The organism is Teichococcus aerofrigidensis (assembly GCF_054073225.1).
On the sequence record NZ_JBSXMU010000086.1, the window covers coordinates 1 to 15,190 of the forward strand.

The window sequence follows — 15,190 nt, forward strand, 5'->3', positions numbered from 1 at the left end:
CACTCATGCCGCGCAGCCTGATCGTTACCCAGCCGCAGGTCCATAACAGACTCTACCCCGCGCAGCGTGACCACCGCATCCAGCACCTGCGCCCCATCCGCACCGCTGCGGATCGGGTTGATCTCGATTTCCTCGATGCGCTCCGGTTGCGCTTCCACAAGGGCGGAGAGCGCTGCCATGGATTGGCACAGTGCATCCAGGTCGCAAGGCGCGGTGCCGCGCATGCCTTGCAGCAGCGGGAAGCCACGCAGCTCACGCAGCATGCGTTGCGCCTCGGCCGCATCGACCGGCAGCAGGCGGCGGGACAGGTCGCGCAGCAGTTCCACGTGGATGCCGCCCAGGCCGCAGGTCATGACATGGCCCAGCACGGGATCGCGCGAGACCGACAGCAGCAGCTCCACGCCGCCGGCAGGGGCCATGCGTTCCACCAGCACGCCGTCGATGCGGGCAGCGGGATGGTGCTGGGCGGCTGCGCGGGTAACGGCGGCGAAGGCATCGCGTACGGCCGCCGCGTCACGTAGGTTCAGCGCGACGCCGCCCATGTCGGATTTGTGCAGGATCTCCGCGCTGGCGATCTTCAACACCACGGGGAAGCCCAGTTCCGTGGCGGCGGCGGCGGTCGCCTCGGCGCTGGTCGCCAACCGGCCTTGCGGCACGGACAGGCCCGCGGCGCGCAGCATGGCCTTGCCCTCGGCTTCGGATAGGGTGCGGGTCGGGGCCTCGGACAGGCCGGCCCCCAGGCTTTGGGGTAGGATACCGGGCTGCCAGGCGCCATGGTCAATGAAGCGGCGGAAGGACTTTGCGGCATTGCGCAGGCTGCGCATCGGCACCATGCCCGCCTCGGCGAAGCAGCGATAGGCGGCGCCGGTGCGCTCGCTCATCCAGACTGGCACCAGCGGGATGGGGGACTTTTCCTGCGCCGCCACTATGCGCTCCGCCACGGTCTGCGAGACGCTGCCGTAATCCAGCGGCATGGGCATCATCACCAGGGAAACGGCCGGATCGTTGGCGACGGCGGCGAGCGTCTCCTCAATCACGCCAGGATTGGTCAGGGTGACGGTGGTGGTATCCACCGGATTGCCCAGCGCGGCATAGGGCGGCAGTTTTTCCGCCAGCGCCGCCGTGGTTTCCGGCGCCAGATCGGCCAGCACCAGCCCGGCCTGGCCGACCATGTCGGCCGCGAGGGCACAGGCGCCGCCGGAGGAGCCGAAAATGGCGATGCGCTCGCCGCCTCGCGGCCGGCCGCGGGCGAGCAGGGAAGCGACATCGACCAGCTCGTCGATGTCGTCCACCTCGATGATGCCCAACTGGCGGAAGGCGGCGCTGTTCACCTCGGCGGAGCCGGTGAGGGAGGCGGTGTGCGAGGCGGCGGCGCGCGTGCCATAAGCGGAGCGGCCGACCTTCAGCGCGACGATGGGCTTGCCCGCCTCGGCGGCGGCGCGGGCGGCGGCCAGGAAGCGCGGCCCGTCCTTGATGCCTTCCAGGATGGTGCCGATCACCCGTACATCCGGCGCGCCGGCCATGTAATGGATGAAGTCCGCGACCTGCAGATCCACCTCGTTGCCAGTGGAGCACCAGAGCGCGAAGCCGGTGCCGCGCTCCATGGATTGCAGCAGGTTGCGGCCCAGCCCGCCGCCCTGCGTCGCCAGGCCGATCGGGCCCGGCCGCAGGTCATGCGAGAAGGCGGGAGAGAAGGTGAAGCCCAGCCGCTTGTTGATATTGGTGACGCCCGGGCAGTTCGGGCCGTAGAGCCGCATGCCGCTGGCGCGCGCCAGGGCCTGCATCTCCGCTTCCACCGCGCGGCCGGCCTCGCCGGTCTCGCCGAAGCCGGAGGACAAGATGATGACGTATTTCACGCCCAGCGCGGCGCAGTCCCGCAGCGCCTCCATCACGCCGGCGGCGGGGACGGCGATCACCGCCAGCTCCGGCACCTCCGACAGGTCGGCGACGCGGCGGTGGCAGGCGCGGCCGCGGATCTCCGACCGCGTGGCATTCACGAGGTGCAGCGCGCCGCGGAACTCCGAATGATCCAGGATGTTCGACAGCGTGCGCCCGCCGACGCTGGCGGCACGCTCGGAAGCGCCGACCAGCACGACGGAGCGCGGATCGAAAAGCGGGGAAAGATCGGAGAAGCCGCTCATGACAGCGCCGAAAGCTCCAGGATCTCGCGGCCGGCGATCAGCGTCTGGATTTCCGTGGTGCCCTCCGGGATCATGCCGCCGCGGGTGTCGCGAAAGATGCGCTCGATCGGGTAATCGGTGGAGTAGCCCATGCCGCCATGCACCTGCAGCGCCATGCTGGCCACTTCATGCGCCGCCTCAGTGGCATAGAGCTTGGCGATGGAGCATTCGGTGCGCGCATCGCGGCCGCGATCCAGCGCGGTCGCGGCATTGTAGGAGAGGGCGCGCGCCGCCTCGGTGCGGATGGTCATGTCGACGATGTGCTTCTGCACCAGCTGGAAGCTGCCGATCGGCTTGCCGAACTGTTTGCGCGTCTTCGCGTAGTCGATGGAAAGGTCGAGTGCTGCCTGTGCCGCGCCCACCGCGCCCATGGCGATGTTGACGCGTGCGGCGTTCAGCCCCTTCAGCACATGGCGGAAGGCGCCGCCTTCCTCGCCCAGCAGGTTCTCGCGCGGGATGCTGATGTCGCTGAAGCCCAGCTCCGCCGTGCCGGTGCAGCGCAGCACCATGGTGTCCAGCGGGCGCACCTCGTAGCCGTCACCGCGCTCGACGATGAAGGCGGACAGCCCGCCCTCGCAATCCGGGCTGAAGGTGCGGGCGATGACGATGGCAAAATCGGCATTGGCGCCGTTGGTGATCCACATTTTGCGGCCGTTCAGCAGGTAGCGGTCGCCGCGCCGGTCAGCGCGCATCTGCACGCCGGCGGCATTGGACCCCACCTCCGGCTCGGTCAGGCCGAAGCAGGCGCGTCGGGTGTTCTCCAGCAGCGGCCGCAGGAAGCGCGCCTTCTGCTCCGGCGTTCCATAGGCATGCAGACGGTTGATGGCGCCGTTGGTGATGTTCACCAGCGTGCGCAGCGACATCCAGCAGTAGCCGGTCTGCTCCAGCAGCATGCCCCAGGTGACGTAGTCCAGGCCGAAGCCGCCCTCCGCCTCCGGCAGGCGCCCGCCGAGATAGCCGAATTGCCGCAGCTCCCCCAGCAGCTCGAAGGGGAAGGTCTTCGCCGCCTCGTGCCGGTTGATCACCGGGGTGACCTCCCGCTCCAGGAAGCGGCGGACATTGTCGCGCAGCAGCTCCTGCTCCGGCGAAAGGTCAATGGCCATCGGGACCTCCGGACCGTGCTGGACCGATGCATGCGCGCGCCACCATGACCATTCCCTCCCGCCCGACCTTCCGCGGCCGTGGCCTTTCCTTCGATGCGGCCATGCTAGTCGAAGTGACTTTCAAGTCAACAAAATGTCTCGAGAGTCACCGACGCTGCTGCGCTGGCCAGCCGGGCCTGGCTCCTCTAACGCCGGCCTTTCCCGTCACTCCCCCGAGGTTCCCCGATGCCGACCACCGTTCCGGCGACCCTGCGCACCCTGGCCGTCTTCGAGACCTTCGCCCGCGAGCAGCGGGAATTGTCCAATTCGGAGGTTGCCCGGCTCATCGGCCTGCCGGAAAGCAGCACCTCCGACCTGCTGCACACGCTGCATGAGGCGGGCTTTCTGCTGCGCACCCTGCGCTCCCGCCGCTTCTATCCCACGCGGCGGCTGCTGGATCTGGCACAGCAAGCGGCGGCACGAGATCCCATCGTTACCTTCGCCGCCGAGGCCATTGCCATGCTCAGCGAAAGAACCGGCGAGACGGCGCTTTGCGGCCGGCCCGACGGGCATCGCGTGCAGGTAGTGGCGATCCAGGAAGGCAGCCATGTGCTGCGTTACATGCTGCGGCCGGGGGACCGGCTGGCACTGCATGCCTCGGCACTGGGCAAGGCTCTGCTGGCGCTGATGCCGGCCGAGGAGCGGCGGCGCCTGCTGCAATCCCGCCCGCTGCGCGCCCTGGGCCCGCAGACCATCACCGACCCGGAGGCGCTGGAACGAGCGGTGGCCGAGATCGCCGCACGCGGCTGGTCCTGGGTTTCGGGCGAGGCGGGAGAGGGGGTGGCGGGTATCGCCATCGCCGGGCTGGTGGGCGGCGAGCCGGTGGCGATCTCCCTTGGCGGGCCGGTGTCGCGGCTCGAGGCCAATCGCGAGCGCTATCTGGCGGCGCTGGAGGAGGCGCGCCCGCTGCTCTTCGGCCCCTGAAGGCCGTATCTCCATAAAGTCGTGTTGATTCCCGATTGGTCTCCGATATCCTGAAGGTAATTCCGGTGACTCGGAGGTAACGGCAGGATGGCCGAAAGGGAGGAAACAACCATGCGGATCACCCGAAGGGCTGCCTGGAGCGGCGCGTGCGGGGGATTGGCGGCGGCGCTGGGCCTGCCCCTTGCCCGGGCCGAAGGCACCTATCCGAACCGGCCGATCACCTGGATCGTGCCCTTCACCCCGGCCGGCATCACCGACGTCAATTCGCGCCTGGTGGCGCGCAAGCTGGGCGAGCGGCTGGGCCAGAGCATCATCATCGAGAACCGCCCCGGGGCCGGCGGCACGCTGGGCACCGAGTTGGCCGCCCGCGCGGCCGCCGATGGCTACACCATGATCTATGGCACCCAGGGCACGCTGGCCACCGCGCCTGCCCTGTTCCGCCGGCTGCCCTATGACCCGATGGGCTCCTTCATTCCCATCCAGGGCATGTTTGAGACGCCCAATGTGCTGGTGGTGCATCCCTCCCGCCCCTATCGCACGGCGGCGGAGCTGGTAGCTTACGCGAAGCAGCATCCCGGCCGCATCAACTTCGCCACGTCTGGTGTCGGCACCGGCACGCATCTGGCGGCGGTGCTGTTCCAGACGGTGGCGGGGATCGAGATGACCCACATCCCCTATCCCGGCAGCGGCCCGGCGCTGAACGACCTGATCGCCGGCAATATCGACATCATGTTCGACTATGCCGTCGCCACCCGCGCGCATATCGAGGGCGGTCGGTTGCGCCCGCTGCTGGTGACCGCGGCCGAGCCGATCCCGGCCCTGCCGCAGGTACCCACCGTGGCGCAACTGGGCCTGGGGGATGCGCTCTCCGCCAGCTGGTCCGGCATCCTGCTGCCGGCCGGCACGCCACAGCCCATTGTCGACCGCCTGGCCGAGGCGGCCGAAGCGGTGATCCGCGACCCCGAGATCCGCCAGGTGGCGGAAAGCAATGGCAGCCGCCCCATGGTGGAGCTGAACAAGGAGCGCTTCGGCCGCTTCATCCAGGAGGAGATCCCGCGCTGGTCGGAGATCGTCCGCCGTTCCGGCGCGCAGCCCTCATGAACGCGCCGCTGACCCGCCGGGCCCTGGGCGCCGGCCTTGCCGCGCTGGCGGCGCCGGCCCTGGCGCAGGAGCGCTACCCGAGCCGCGCCCTGACCTGGGTGGTGCCCTTCACCCCGGCGGGTGTGACGGATTCCACCTCGCGCCTGGCCGCGCGCAAGCTGGGCGAGCAGTTGGGCCAGACGGTGGTGATCGAGAACCGCCCCGGCGCCGGCGGCACGCTCGGCACCGAATACGTGGCCCGGGCGGCACCGGATGGCTATACTGTGCTCTATGGCACCAATGCCGCCATGGCCGGGGCGCCGGCCCTGTATCGCCGGCTCGGTTATCACCCCGTGCGCAGCTTCACGCCGATCCAGGGACTGTTTGAATCCTCCAATGTCTTCGTTGCCAATCCGTCGCGGCCCTATCGCAATGCGGCGGAATTCATCGCCTTCGCCCGCGCCCATCCCGGCCGGGTCAATCTGGCGCATGCGGGGGTCGGTACCTCCACCCACCTGACCGCGGTGCTCTTCGAATCCGTGGCCGGGATCGAGACCACCCATGTCTCCTATACCGGGGCCGCTGCGGCGCTGACCGACCTGATGGCGGGCACGGTGGATGTGATGTTCGACTATGTCGCCACCACGCGGGAACATGTGGCCAATGGCCGGATGCGGCCGCTCGCGGTTACCGCGCAGCGGCGCATTCCGGCCTTGTCGGATGTGCCTACCGTTGCCGAGATCGGCCTGCCGGAGGCCTGGTCCTCCGCCTGGTCGGGGCTGTTCCTGCCGGCCGAGGCGCCTCCGGCGGTGGTGCAGCGGCTGTCCGCCGCGGCTGCCGCCATGCTGCGGGATCCGGAATTGCGGGCCTATGGCGAAGGGAATGGCAGCCGGCCGATGGACGAGATGGCCGGCGAGGCCCTGGGCCGCTTCGTCGAGACGGAAATGACGCGCTGGGCGGAGGTGGTGCGGCGCTCCGGAGCCCAGCCATTGTAGAAACGACGTTCTTTTTTTTGTAAGAACCAAGAAATTTTTGTCAGTTGGCGTCCCGCTTCACAGTTCAGGCGAGGCGCCAACTGAGAATTGTCTTCGCTTCTTTTCTTAAGAGAGAAGATGCTTCTCTACTCCAGGCGGATTTTGGCGTTGCGGATCACCGCCCCGATGCTCCTGCGTTCCGCTGCCAGGATGGCGGTGAAATCGGCGGGTCCCAGCCAGGCGGATTGCCCGCCCAGTTCTTTCATACGTCCAGCGAAGGCCGGATCCTGCACCGCCCTGCGGACGATGTCGGTCAGGTAATCCACCATGCCCGGCGGCAGGCCCGGCGGCGCGCCCAGGCCCAGCCAGGTGGTCATCACCACGCCCGGCACCAGGCTGTTCAGCGTCACCGCGCCGGGGAAATCCGGATGCGGCTCCGTGCCGGTCACGGCGATGGCGCGCAGGGCGCCGCTGTGAACATGCGGCAGGGTGGGGCTGACGCTGTCGATCATGAAGTCGATATTGCCGGCGATCAGGTCGGTCACCGCCGGGCCGCTGCCGCGATAAGGCACATGCGTCGCCTGAAAGCCGCCCTCCTTCTTCAGCATCTCCATGACGATGTGTTGGGAGGTGCCGGGGCCAGGCGTGCCGTAGGACAGCGGCGGGCCGCCGGCGCGGGCCCGGGCCAGCAGCTGCGGCAGGTCCTGGAAGGGGGAGGCCCTGGGCACCACCATCACCAGTTGCCCCGCGGTCATGCGCGCGATGATGCTGATGTCGCGCTCCGGATCATAGGGCACCGGCATCAGTAGCGGGTTGGTGACGATCTGGCCGGGCGTCAGCATCAGCAGGATATAGCCATCGGCCGGGGCGCGGGCCGTCATCTCGGTCGCCAGGTTGCCGCCGGCGCCCGAGCGGTTTTCCGGCACCACCTGCTGCCCCAGCAGCTGCGACAGGATGGGGGCGGCCAACCGGGCGGCGATATCGGTGGCACCCCCGGGGGCGAAGCCGATCAGCAGCCGGATCGGCTTGGCAGGATAGCCAGGCGGCAGCGCGGGCTGTGCCCGGAGGCCCGGCACCCGGGCAAGGGGCAGGGTGCCGGCCAGGGCGATGGCGCCCCGACGGGTCCAGGTCATAACGGTTCCTCCTTTCCGGTCGGCGCAGGGCGCCGCCAGCCGCCATCCGGCAGCGTGACCTATTGGTCCCGGAAGTTACTATAGAGTCAAGTTTGGCCGGATCAGCCCGGCGGCGCCGGCCCCCGCAGGCCGTTCAGCACAAAGCCGGCAAAGATCTCGCCGATCTGCCGGCCGCTTAGCGAGCCTTCGGGCGTGTACCAGCGGGCGATGTGGTTGATGGCGCCCATGAAGAAGGCGACGGCCAAGCGGGGATCGCCCTGTGGCATGGCGCCGGCCTCCATGGCTGCCTGCACCATGGCGCGGAGGGCACGATCGGCTTCTCGCATGCGGGCGCGGATCGGCTCGGCATATTCCGGGGGCAGCGAGGTCACCGGCTCCGCCAGCACCGCATAGGAGCCGAGCTCGCTGGTCACCAGGTCGATATAGTGGACGATGTAGAGGCGCAGCCGTTCCAGAGGATCCTGGCTGCCTTCCGCTGCCATCTCCCGTGCCCGGGCGCCGGCATCGAAAGCAATGCTTTTCGCCTCGAACAGGATCTCGTGCTTGGTGCGGACATAGCGGTAGAGCGCCGGCTTGGTCACGCCGAGCGTCTCCGCGATCTCCTCCAGCGAGGTGTTGTGGAAGCCGCGCCGGCCGAAGGCGCGGGCGGCCTCCCGCACCAGGGCGCGGCGCTTGCTTTCGTACTGCGCCTCGCGGGCCGGGACGGCATCCGCCCAGCGTGCTGGCTTCTTCTCGGCTGCCGTCCGGGTCATCCCTGCCTTCCTGCTTCCCGTCATCTGCCCGGCCCAGCGCCGCGGCGCAAGCCGCGTGACCATCGGCGCATTGGAGTTGACTCAAAAGTCACTTAGGGTACCATGAAGTCACAAGCGCGGATCGCCCCATGCGGGCAGAGAACGCGCGAAGCAGGGGAGAAGCCTCCATGTCCATGCCGCGCCGCGCGGCCCTGGCCGCCATGGCCACAGCCGCGCTGCTTCCGGGCGTGGCCGCTGCTCAGGGCGGCGCCCAGCCGATCCGCATGGTCTGCGGCTCCTCCCCCAGCAGCATTACCGACCTGATCGCCCGCATTGTGCAGCCCGGCCTGGCGCAGCGCCTGGGCCAGGCTGTGGTGGTGGACAACCGCCCTGGCGCCGGCGGCAATCTGGCGGTTGAATTCCTGACTCGCGCCGCGCCGGACGGGCAGACGCTGATGCTGCTCTCCGGCGGCATCGTCACGCTGAACCCCCGCCTGTTCCGCAACCTGCCCTTCGATCCGGTGCGCGACATCCGCCTGGTCTCGCGCATCACCGCCGGCGGCTTCCTGCTGGCGGTGCCCGCCGCCACCGGCGTGCGCGATGTGGATGGTCTGGTCGCGCACCTCCGGCGCAAGGGCGATGCGGCCAATTACGGTTCCCCCGGCATCGGCTTCGCCATGCATGTGGGGGCGGAGATCTTTCTCAACGCCGTCGGTGCCCGGGCCACTCATGTGCCCTATCGCGGCAGCGCCGCCGCCATGAACGGGCTGGTGGCGGGGGAGGTGGATTTCCTGTTCGACAGCCGCGGCCCGCTGGCGCCGCATTTGGAATCTGGCCGGGTGCGGGTGATCGCCAATGGCGGCAGCGTCCCGGATCTGGCCTATCCCGATCTGCCGCTGCTGTCCACGCGTTACCCGGAGGTGGTGGTACAGAGCTGGACGGCTCTCGCCGCCCCGGCCCGCCTGCCGGAGCCGCAGCTGCAGCGGCTGGATGCCGCCATGCGCGCCACCCTGGCCGAGCCCGAGGTGACGGAGCGGCTGCGCCAGGTCGGCAATGGCCCCGCCTATCTGGGGCCCGAGGAGCTCTCTCGCTTCTTCGCCGATGAGCGCGCCCGCGCCGCGCGCGGCGTGGCCGTGGCGGGACTGCACCCGCAATGACCCCCTTCCAGGGAGAGACGGATTTGCCGCTTCGCGACCCAGGGCTCTACGCGCCCTCCGGCACCGGCGACGGCGCCGTGCTGCTGGCGCTGCGTGATCCCGCCACGGGCACCATCGCCTTCCCCCGCACCGCGTACGGCATCGGCGCCACACCGGCCGAGGCGGCGGAGCCGATCCAACTCAGCGGCCGCGGCACGGTGCTGACTTGCATCACCATCCATCAGCCGCTCTCCCCCGGCATGGCGGTACCGCTGCTGGTGGCGCGGCTGCGGCTGGAGGAAGGTCCGGTGCTGGATGGCATTCTGGAAGGCACCGAGGAAGTGCCGCCCGGCACCCTGGTCCAGGCCGTGCTGGCGCCGGAGGACAGCGAGCGCGGCCCACTGCTGGTCTGCCGCTTCCGCATGCTGGAGGGCGCGGCATGAGCGGCCTGCGCGAGATGCGTCCGGTGCGGGTGGTGGGCATCGGCATGCATCCCTACCAGTTCCCGACCGAAATCCCCTATGTCACGCTGGGCCTGACCGCGCTGCGCCGAGCCCTGGCCGATGCCGGGCTGGACTGGCCGGCGGTGGGTTTCGCCGCCATCGGCACCGGCGCCATCGGCATGGCGGCGGGGCGGGTGATGCTGCGGCATATTGGCTCCACCGGGCTCGAGGTGATGCAGGTGGAGAATGCCTCCGCCTCCGGCTCCTCCGCCTTCCGCACGGCCTGCCTGATGGTGGCCAGCGGCCAGCACGAGGTTGCGCTGGCGCTCGGCGTCGACAAGTTCGGCAGCGGCCAGCGCGCAGCGCACAAGGATGGCATCCCTCGCCTGACGCCGGCCGCCGAGATCCCCGCGGTGAAATTCGCTCTGATGGCCCGCGCCTGGCGCGACCGCTACGGGTTGACGCCGGAGGAGATGGCGCTTGTCGCGGTGAAGAACCACGGCAATGCCGCGCGCAATCCCTACGCCCAGTTCCGCAAGCCCCGCACGCTGGAGCAGGTGCTGAACAGCAACCGCGTGGCCGGCGACCTCACCTCTCTGCAATGCACCCCGCGCGGGGAAGGCGCCGCCGCGGTGATCGTGGCGAGCGAGGAGGCCATCCGCCGCCACGGGCTGGATCGCGGCCGCGCCATCCGCGTGCTCTCCTCCGTCGCTTCCTCCGAGCACGCTGTTGCCGACGAGGGCTGGAGCCTGGTGGAAATGGTGCAGCGCTCCGGCCTGGCGGCGCTGGAACAGGCCGGTGTCGCCATGGGCGAGGTGGATATCATCGAGCTGCACGACGCCTTCAGCATTGAGGAGATCGTTTATGCGGAGGCGCTCGGCCTTTGCCCGCTGGGCCAGGGCGCGGCGCAGCTGCGGGCTGGGCGCTGGGATATTGGCGGCGGCGGCTGCGCGGTGAACCCTTCGGGCGGGCTGCTCGGCATGGGTCATCCGATCGGGCCAACCGGCGCCGGGCAGGTCGCGGAAATCGTGCGGCAGCTGCGCGGCGAGGCCGAGGGGCGCCAGCATCCGGGCGCGCGCACGGGGCTCGCGCACATGATCGGGCTGGGCTCGGTCGCCGTCGGCCATGTGCTGCAGCGGGATTGAGGGAGAAGCGCCATGCGCGAGGAATTGTCGACGCTGATCTATGAGCAGGTGGAGGGCGTCGCGACCGTCACGCTGAACCGGCCGGAGCGGATGAATTCCATTGGCGGCAGCATGAAGGAGGATCTGGCCACTGCCTTCTTCCGCCTGGCCAAGGAGGATGCCGGGCTACGCTGTGTCATCCTGACCGGGGCCGGCGACCGCGCCTTCTGCGCCGGTGCCGACATCAAGGAACGCGCCGAGCTGCGCCGCACCGGCCCGGAATACTTCATGGCGCAGAAGGCGACGCACCAGCTGATCCGCGGAATGCAGGAATTCGAGCGGCCGCTGATCGCCGCCATCAATGGCGTGGCGTTGGGCGGCGGCATGGAGTTGGCGCTCACCGCCGACATCCGGTACGCGGTGGCGCATGCACGGATGGGCCTGCCGGAAGTGCGGCTGGGCGCCATTCCCGGCGCCGGCGGCACCCAGACCCTGCCGCGAGTTGTCGGCGCCAGCATGGCCAAGGAGCTGATGTTCACCGCCGAGCACCTGACGGCGGAGAAGGCCCTGGCCATCGGCCTGGTCAGCAAGGTGGTGGAGCGCGACGTGCTGGCCGCCGCCATGGAGACGGCGCGCAAAATTGCAGAGATGCCGCCGCTGGCGGTGGCCTTCGCCAAGCGAGCGGTGAATGCCGGCATGCAGGGCGGCTTCGAGGCCGGCTTCGAACTCGAACGCTATGCCGCCGGCATGCTGACCGACAGCGAGGACCGCCGAGAAGGCTTCCGCGCCTTTGTCGAGAAACGCAAGCCTGCCTTCGTCGGGCGCTGAGAGGATCGCATGGAACTGAAGCTGCAGGGTCGCGTGGCCCTTGTCACCGGCGGCGGCCAGGGCGTCGGCCGGGCCATTTGCCGCGAGCTGGCCGCCGAGGGCGTCAAGGTCATCGTCAACGACCTCTTTCCTGAGCGCGCCGAGGCGGTGGTGCGGGAGATCCGCGAGGCGGGCGGCGAGGCCACGGCCTCCCCCGGCGATATTACCAAGGCAGATTCCGTGGCAGCCCTGGTGGCACGCGGGCGAGAGGCTTTCGGCCCCATCACCATCCTGGTGAACAATGCCGGCGTCACCCCCGGTCGCCGCGCCAAGGGGGGCATGCCGCCGACCTTCATCGACACGCCCGACAGCGAGATGCACCAGACGGTCGAGCTGAACGTCTACGGCACCATGTATTGCTGCCGCGCCGTGCTGCCCGACATGGTCGGGGAGAAATGGGGGCGGGTGATTTCGATCGCCTCCGAGGCGGGGCGGATCGGCGAGGCGCGGCTGGCCGCCTATTCCGGCGCCAAGGCGGCGATCATCGGCCTGACCAAGTCCCTGGCCAAGGAGCATGGGCGTGACCGCATCACCGCCAATGTGGTGGTGCTGGGCGCCGTCAGCCATGAGGGCATCGCCCCTGGCCAGGCGACCAGCGCCGATGCCACGCCGGAGACCAATGAGCGCCTGGCGAAAATGCTGAACGCCTATCCTGCGGCCAAGGGATTGGGCCGGCTGTCGCGGCCGGAGGATGTCAGCGGCGTCGTCGCCTTCCTGGCCTCCGATCGTGCCGCCTTCATCACCGGGCAGCATATCGGCGCCAGCGGCGGCTATGCGATGCCCTGACATGCATCTCCCCGTCTTCCGCACCCGCCTGACCGACCTCTTCGGCATCCGTCACCCGATCCTGGCCGGCGGGCTGATGTGGCTGTCCGATGCGCGCTATGTCGCCGCCGTGGTGCGGGCGGGCGGCATGGCCTTCCTGACGCCGCGCTCCTTTGCCGAACCGGATGGCTTCGCGCGCGAGCTGGAAAAGTGCCGCGAGCTGACCGGCGGCTTGCCCTTCGGCGTGAACCTCAATGTCTCGAAGGTGGAGGGGCACAATCTTCGCCTGGAAGCCTGGCTGGAGCTGTCGCTGCGCGCCGGCGTGCGGCATTTCGAGACGGTGGGCCGTGCCCCGGGCGACCTGATCCATCGCATCCATGCCGCGGGCGGCATCGCCATCCACAAATGCCCGTTGCTGCGCCATGCGCTGAATGCCGAGCGCGCCGGGGCGGATGCCATCTGCCTGATCGGGGTGGAGGCCGGTGGCCATCCCGGCGCCGCCCAGCTGGGGTCGCTGGTGGTGGCGCCCATGGCGGCGCGGCAGCTTTCCGTGCCCCTGGTGGTCGCGGGCGGCATCGGCACCGGGGAGAGCCTTCTCGCCGCCCTGGCCTCCGGCGCGGAAGGGGTGCTGCTCGGCTCCCGCCTGCTGGCGGCGGCGGAGATCTGGGCGCATCCCACCTATAAAGCGCGCATCGTTGCGGCGGCACAGGATTCCTCCGTGGTGACCTTTGCCGGCACGCACCCCATGGGCGCCTGGCGGGTGCTGGAGAATGCGACCTCCCGTGAGGTGCTCCGGCGGGAGGCGGCCGGCGCCCGCGACCATGCTGAGTTTGCCGACCTCGTCGGCGGCACGAGATCCCGCGACCATGCCTATCGCGATGGCGATGTGGAACGCGGCATGCTCTCCTGCGGCCCCGCCGCTGCCTTCTGCGACATGGTGGAGCCGATGGCAGCCATTTTCGACCGGCTGATGACAGAGGCGGTCGCGGCGCGACGGCGCTTGGCCGGCCTGACCCTGGACATGGTGTCCGCATGACCCAGACCATCCTCTTCGGCACGCACAACATCGACGGGACGGCGTTGCGCGACCGCGCCGCACGCGCCGCCAGCGGCTTGGCCGCGCTGGGCGTCACCGCCGGCGAGCGCATTGCCGTGATGCTGCGCAACGAGCCCGCCTATCTGGAAGTGATCCTCGCCGCCGACCGGCTAGGCGCGCCGCTGGTTGCCATCAACTGGCATTTTCGCGCCGAGGAGGCCGGGCATGTGCTGCAGGACAGCGGCGCCCGAGTGCTGGTGGTGCATGCCGACCTGCTGCCGCATATCGAACCCCTGGTGCCGCCGCAGGTGGCGGTGATCGTGGTACCGACGCCGCCGGAGATCGCCGCAGCCTATGGCCTGGGCGCGATCCCCGCAGCACCGGAAGGTACACTGGACTGGCCGGCCTGGCGCGATGCCCAACCGCCCTGGACGGCGCCGACGCCGCCTTCGCTCGGGATGATGCTCTATACCTCCGGCACTACCGGAAGGGCCAAGGGCGTGCGCCGGCTGCCCGGCACGCCGGAGCAGCATGACGCCGCGCGGCGCATCCGCACCCTGGCCGGCGGGGCGCGACCGGGGATGCGGACGGCGGTGGTGGGGCCGCTCTACCATGCCGGCCCGGCCTCCAATGCGCGGGTGGCGCTGGCCCAAGCCGAGCTCATCCTGGTACTGCCGCGCTTCGATGCGGAGGAACTGCTGCACTCCCTCCAGGCGCATCGCCTGACGCATCTGGCCCTGGTGCCGATCATGCTGGTGCGACTGCTGAAGCTGCCGGAGGCGGTACGGGCGCGCTACGACCTTTCCTCACTGGAAGGGGTAACGCATGGCGGTTCCGCCTGCGCGCCGGAGGTGAAGCGCGCCATGCTCGACTGGTGGGGCCCGATCCTTTCTGAAACCTATGGTTCGACCGAGATGAGCCTGATCACCAGTTGCAGCGCCGCGGACTGGCTGCGTTTTCCCGGCACGGTGGGGCGGGCACTGCCCGGCACCTCTATCCGCATCCTGGATGAGGAGGGCCGTATCCTGCCGCCCGGCGAGACCGGCGAGATCTTCGTCGATTCCGGCCCGAATGCGCTGCCCTTCACCTATCACAACATGCCGGAGGAACGCGCCCGCGTGGAGCGCGACGGCCATGTCACCAATGGCGATGTCGGCCATTTGAACGCGGAAGGCTTCCTGTTTGTCACCGATCGCAAGCGGGACATGGTGATTTCCGGCGGAGTGAACATCTATCCGGCCGAGATCGAGGCAGCGCTGATCACGCATCCCGATGTGCTGGACTGCGCCATTTTCGGCGTGCCGGACGCGGAATATGGCGAGGCCCTGGTGGCCGCCGTCCAGCTCAGGTCCGGTGCCGCGCCGATGGATGCGGCGATCCGTGGGCATCTGCAGGCGCAGCTAGCGGGCTACAAGGTGCCGCGCCGGATCTGGCTGGTGCCGGACATGCCGCGAGACAGTATGGGCAAGATCTTCAAGCGACGACTGCGGGAAGCCTATGGTGCGGACAGGCCGTGAGCTGCGCCTGACTATCCGCGTGACAGCCCCGTAGGCGGGAGGATGAAGTCTCGAACGCTGGAGAAATGAACACCCCTATTGGAGGTTCCGTTGCGAAGATTGTCGGTAGCCGCGAATAGCCACGATGGTAGCCAAATC

General features: G+C 69.4%; 14 protein-coding genes. 10 read left to right on the forward strand and 4 right to left on the reverse strand.

Annotated elements, in window-relative coordinates:
• Both ACVMLK_RS15715 and ACVMLK_RS15720 read right to left on the reverse strand, forming a co-directional pair.
• Nucleotides 1–2,141: acetate--CoA ligase family protein (locus ACVMLK_RS15715; protein WP_457486916.1), on the reverse strand; the 2,141-nt coding region annotated here is incomplete at its 3' end.
• A complete protein-coding gene (locus tag ACVMLK_RS15720; protein ID WP_457486917.1) occupies nt 2,138–3,283 on the reverse strand; it encodes an acyl-CoA dehydrogenase family protein in 1,146 nt (381 codons plus the stop codon). The genes ACVMLK_RS15720 and ACVMLK_RS15715, both read right to left, overlap by 4 nt.
• A 225-nt stretch (nt 3,284–3,508) precedes the next feature.
• Between ACVMLK_RS15720 and ACVMLK_RS15725 the strand changes: the two genes are divergently transcribed.
• The 3 genes from ACVMLK_RS15725 to ACVMLK_RS15735 all read left to right on the forward strand — a co-directional run bounded on the left by ACVMLK_RS15725 (nt 3,509) and on the right by ACVMLK_RS15735 (nt 6,321).
• On the forward strand, nt 3,509–4,246 hold the full coding sequence (locus ACVMLK_RS15725; RefSeq protein ID WP_198365780.1) for an IclR family transcriptional regulator: 738 nt from the start codon (nt 3,509–3,511) through the stop codon (nt 4,244–4,246).
• A gap of 111 nt (nt 4,247–4,357) precedes the next feature.
• Nucleotides 4,358–5,347, forward strand: a complete 990-nt coding sequence (locus ACVMLK_RS15730; protein WP_457486918.1) for a Bug family tripartite tricarboxylate transporter substrate binding protein — start codon at nt 4,358–4,360, stop codon at nt 5,345–5,347.
• Nucleotides 5,344–6,321, forward strand: a complete 978-nt coding sequence (locus tag ACVMLK_RS15735; protein ID WP_457486919.1) for a Bug family tripartite tricarboxylate transporter substrate binding protein — start codon at nt 5,344–5,346, stop codon at nt 6,319–6,321. Before ACVMLK_RS15730 ends, ACVMLK_RS15735 begins: the two co-directional genes overlap by 4 nt.
• A 125-nt stretch (nt 6,322–6,446) precedes the next feature.
• On the opposite strand, the gene ACVMLK_RS15740 is transcribed toward ACVMLK_RS15735, so the two are convergent.
• Nucleotides 6,447–7,433, reverse strand: coding sequence for a Bug family tripartite tricarboxylate transporter substrate binding protein (locus ACVMLK_RS15740; RefSeq protein WP_422921830.1), 987 nt, complete (start codon nt 7,431–7,433; stop codon nt 6,447–6,449).
• Between the two features lie 101 nt (nt 7,434–7,534).
• Nucleotides 7,535–8,185: a TetR/AcrR family transcriptional regulator gene (locus ACVMLK_RS15745; protein ID WP_198365784.1), complete on the reverse strand. Its 651-nt coding sequence runs from the start codon at nt 8,183–8,185 to the stop codon at nt 7,535–7,537.
• 167 nt (nt 8,186–8,352) lie between these two features.
• Between ACVMLK_RS15745 and ACVMLK_RS15750 the strand changes: the two genes are divergently transcribed.
• The 7 genes from ACVMLK_RS15750 to ACVMLK_RS15780 are packed head-to-tail and all read left to right on the forward strand — an operon-like array spanning nt 8,353 to nt 15,052.
• Nucleotides 8,353–9,321 carry a Bug family tripartite tricarboxylate transporter substrate binding protein gene (locus tag ACVMLK_RS15750; protein ID WP_457486920.1) on the forward strand — a complete coding sequence of 323 codons (969 nt, stop codon included), beginning with the start codon at nt 8,353–8,355 and terminating at the stop codon, nt 9,319–9,321.
• 23 nt (nt 9,322–9,344) lie between these two features.
• Complete coding sequence (locus ACVMLK_RS15755) at nt 9,345–9,743, forward strand: Zn-ribbon domain-containing OB-fold protein (RefSeq protein ID WP_457486921.1); 399 nt, start codon at nt 9,345–9,347, stop codon at nt 9,741–9,743.
• A complete protein-coding gene (locus ACVMLK_RS15760) occupies nt 9,740–10,888 on the forward strand; it encodes a thiolase family protein (protein ID WP_457486922.1) in 1,149 nt (382 codons plus the stop codon). Before ACVMLK_RS15755 ends, ACVMLK_RS15760 begins: the two co-directional genes overlap by 4 nt.
• Nucleotides 10,889–10,900: 12 nt before the next feature.
• Complete coding sequence (locus tag ACVMLK_RS15765; RefSeq protein WP_457486923.1) at nt 10,901–11,695, forward strand: enoyl-CoA hydratase/isomerase family protein; 795 nt, start codon at nt 10,901–10,903, stop codon at nt 11,693–11,695.
• 9 nt (nt 11,696–11,704) lie between these two features.
• Nucleotides 11,705–12,520, forward strand: a complete 816-nt coding sequence (locus tag ACVMLK_RS15770; protein WP_198365789.1) for an SDR family NAD(P)-dependent oxidoreductase — start codon at nt 11,705–11,707, stop codon at nt 12,518–12,520.
• A 1-nt stretch (nt 12,521) separates the two neighbouring features.
• Nucleotides 12,522–13,535 (forward strand): NAD(P)H-dependent flavin oxidoreductase, encoded by a 1,014-nt coding sequence (locus ACVMLK_RS15775; RefSeq protein ID WP_457486924.1) that lies wholly within the window; start codon nt 12,522–12,524, stop codon nt 13,533–13,535.
• Nucleotides 13,532–15,052, forward strand: coding sequence for an AMP-binding protein (locus tag ACVMLK_RS15780; RefSeq protein WP_457486925.1), 1,521 nt, complete (start codon nt 13,532–13,534; stop codon nt 15,050–15,052). Before ACVMLK_RS15775 ends, ACVMLK_RS15780 begins: the two co-directional genes overlap by 4 nt.
• Nucleotides 15,053–15,190: the final 138 nt, after the last annotated feature.

Bases quoted from the DNA above. Each gene is read 5' to 3' on its own strand.
- ACVMLK_RS15740 (WP_422921830.1), bottom strand. From the start codon at position 7,433: ATGACCTGGACCCGTCGGGGCGCCATCGCCCTGGCCGGCACCCTGCCC.
- ACVMLK_RS15735 (WP_457486919.1), top strand. From the start codon at position 5,344: ATGAACGCGCCGCTGACCCGCCGGGCCCTGGGCGCCGGCCTTGCCGCG.
- ACVMLK_RS15765 (WP_457486923.1), top strand. From the start codon at position 10,901: ATGCGCGAGGAATTGTCGACGCTGATCTATGAGCAGGTGGAGGGCGTC.
- ACVMLK_RS15745 (WP_198365784.1), bottom strand. From the start codon at position 8,185: ATGACCCGGACGGCAGCCGAGAAGAAGCCAGCACGCTGGGCGGATGCC.
- ACVMLK_RS15770 (WP_198365789.1), top strand. From the start codon at position 11,705: ATGGAACTGAAGCTGCAGGGTCGCGTGGCCCTTGTCACCGGCGGCGGC.
- ACVMLK_RS15730 (WP_457486918.1), top strand. From the start codon at position 4,358: ATGCGGATCACCCGAAGGGCTGCCTGGAGCGGCGCGTGCGGGGGATTG.
- ACVMLK_RS15720 (WP_457486917.1), bottom strand. From the start codon at position 3,283: ATGGCCATTGACCTTTCGCCGGAGCAGGAGCTGCTGCGCGACAATGTC.
- ACVMLK_RS15775 (WP_457486924.1), top strand. From the start codon at position 12,522: ATGCATCTCCCCGTCTTCCGCACCCGCCTGACCGACCTCTTCGGCATC.
- ACVMLK_RS15780 (WP_457486925.1), top strand. From the start codon at position 13,532: ATGACCCAGACCATCCTCTTCGGCACGCACAACATCGACGGGACGGCG.
- ACVMLK_RS15725 (WP_198365780.1), top strand. From the start codon at position 3,509: ATGCCGACCACCGTTCCGGCGACCCTGCGCACCCTGGCCGTCTTCGAG.
- ACVMLK_RS15750 (WP_457486920.1), top strand. From the start codon at position 8,353: ATGTCCATGCCGCGCCGCGCGGCCCTGGCCGCCATGGCCACAGCCGCG.
- ACVMLK_RS15760 (WP_457486922.1), top strand. From the start codon at position 9,740: ATGAGCGGCCTGCGCGAGATGCGTCCGGTGCGGGTGGTGGGCATCGGC.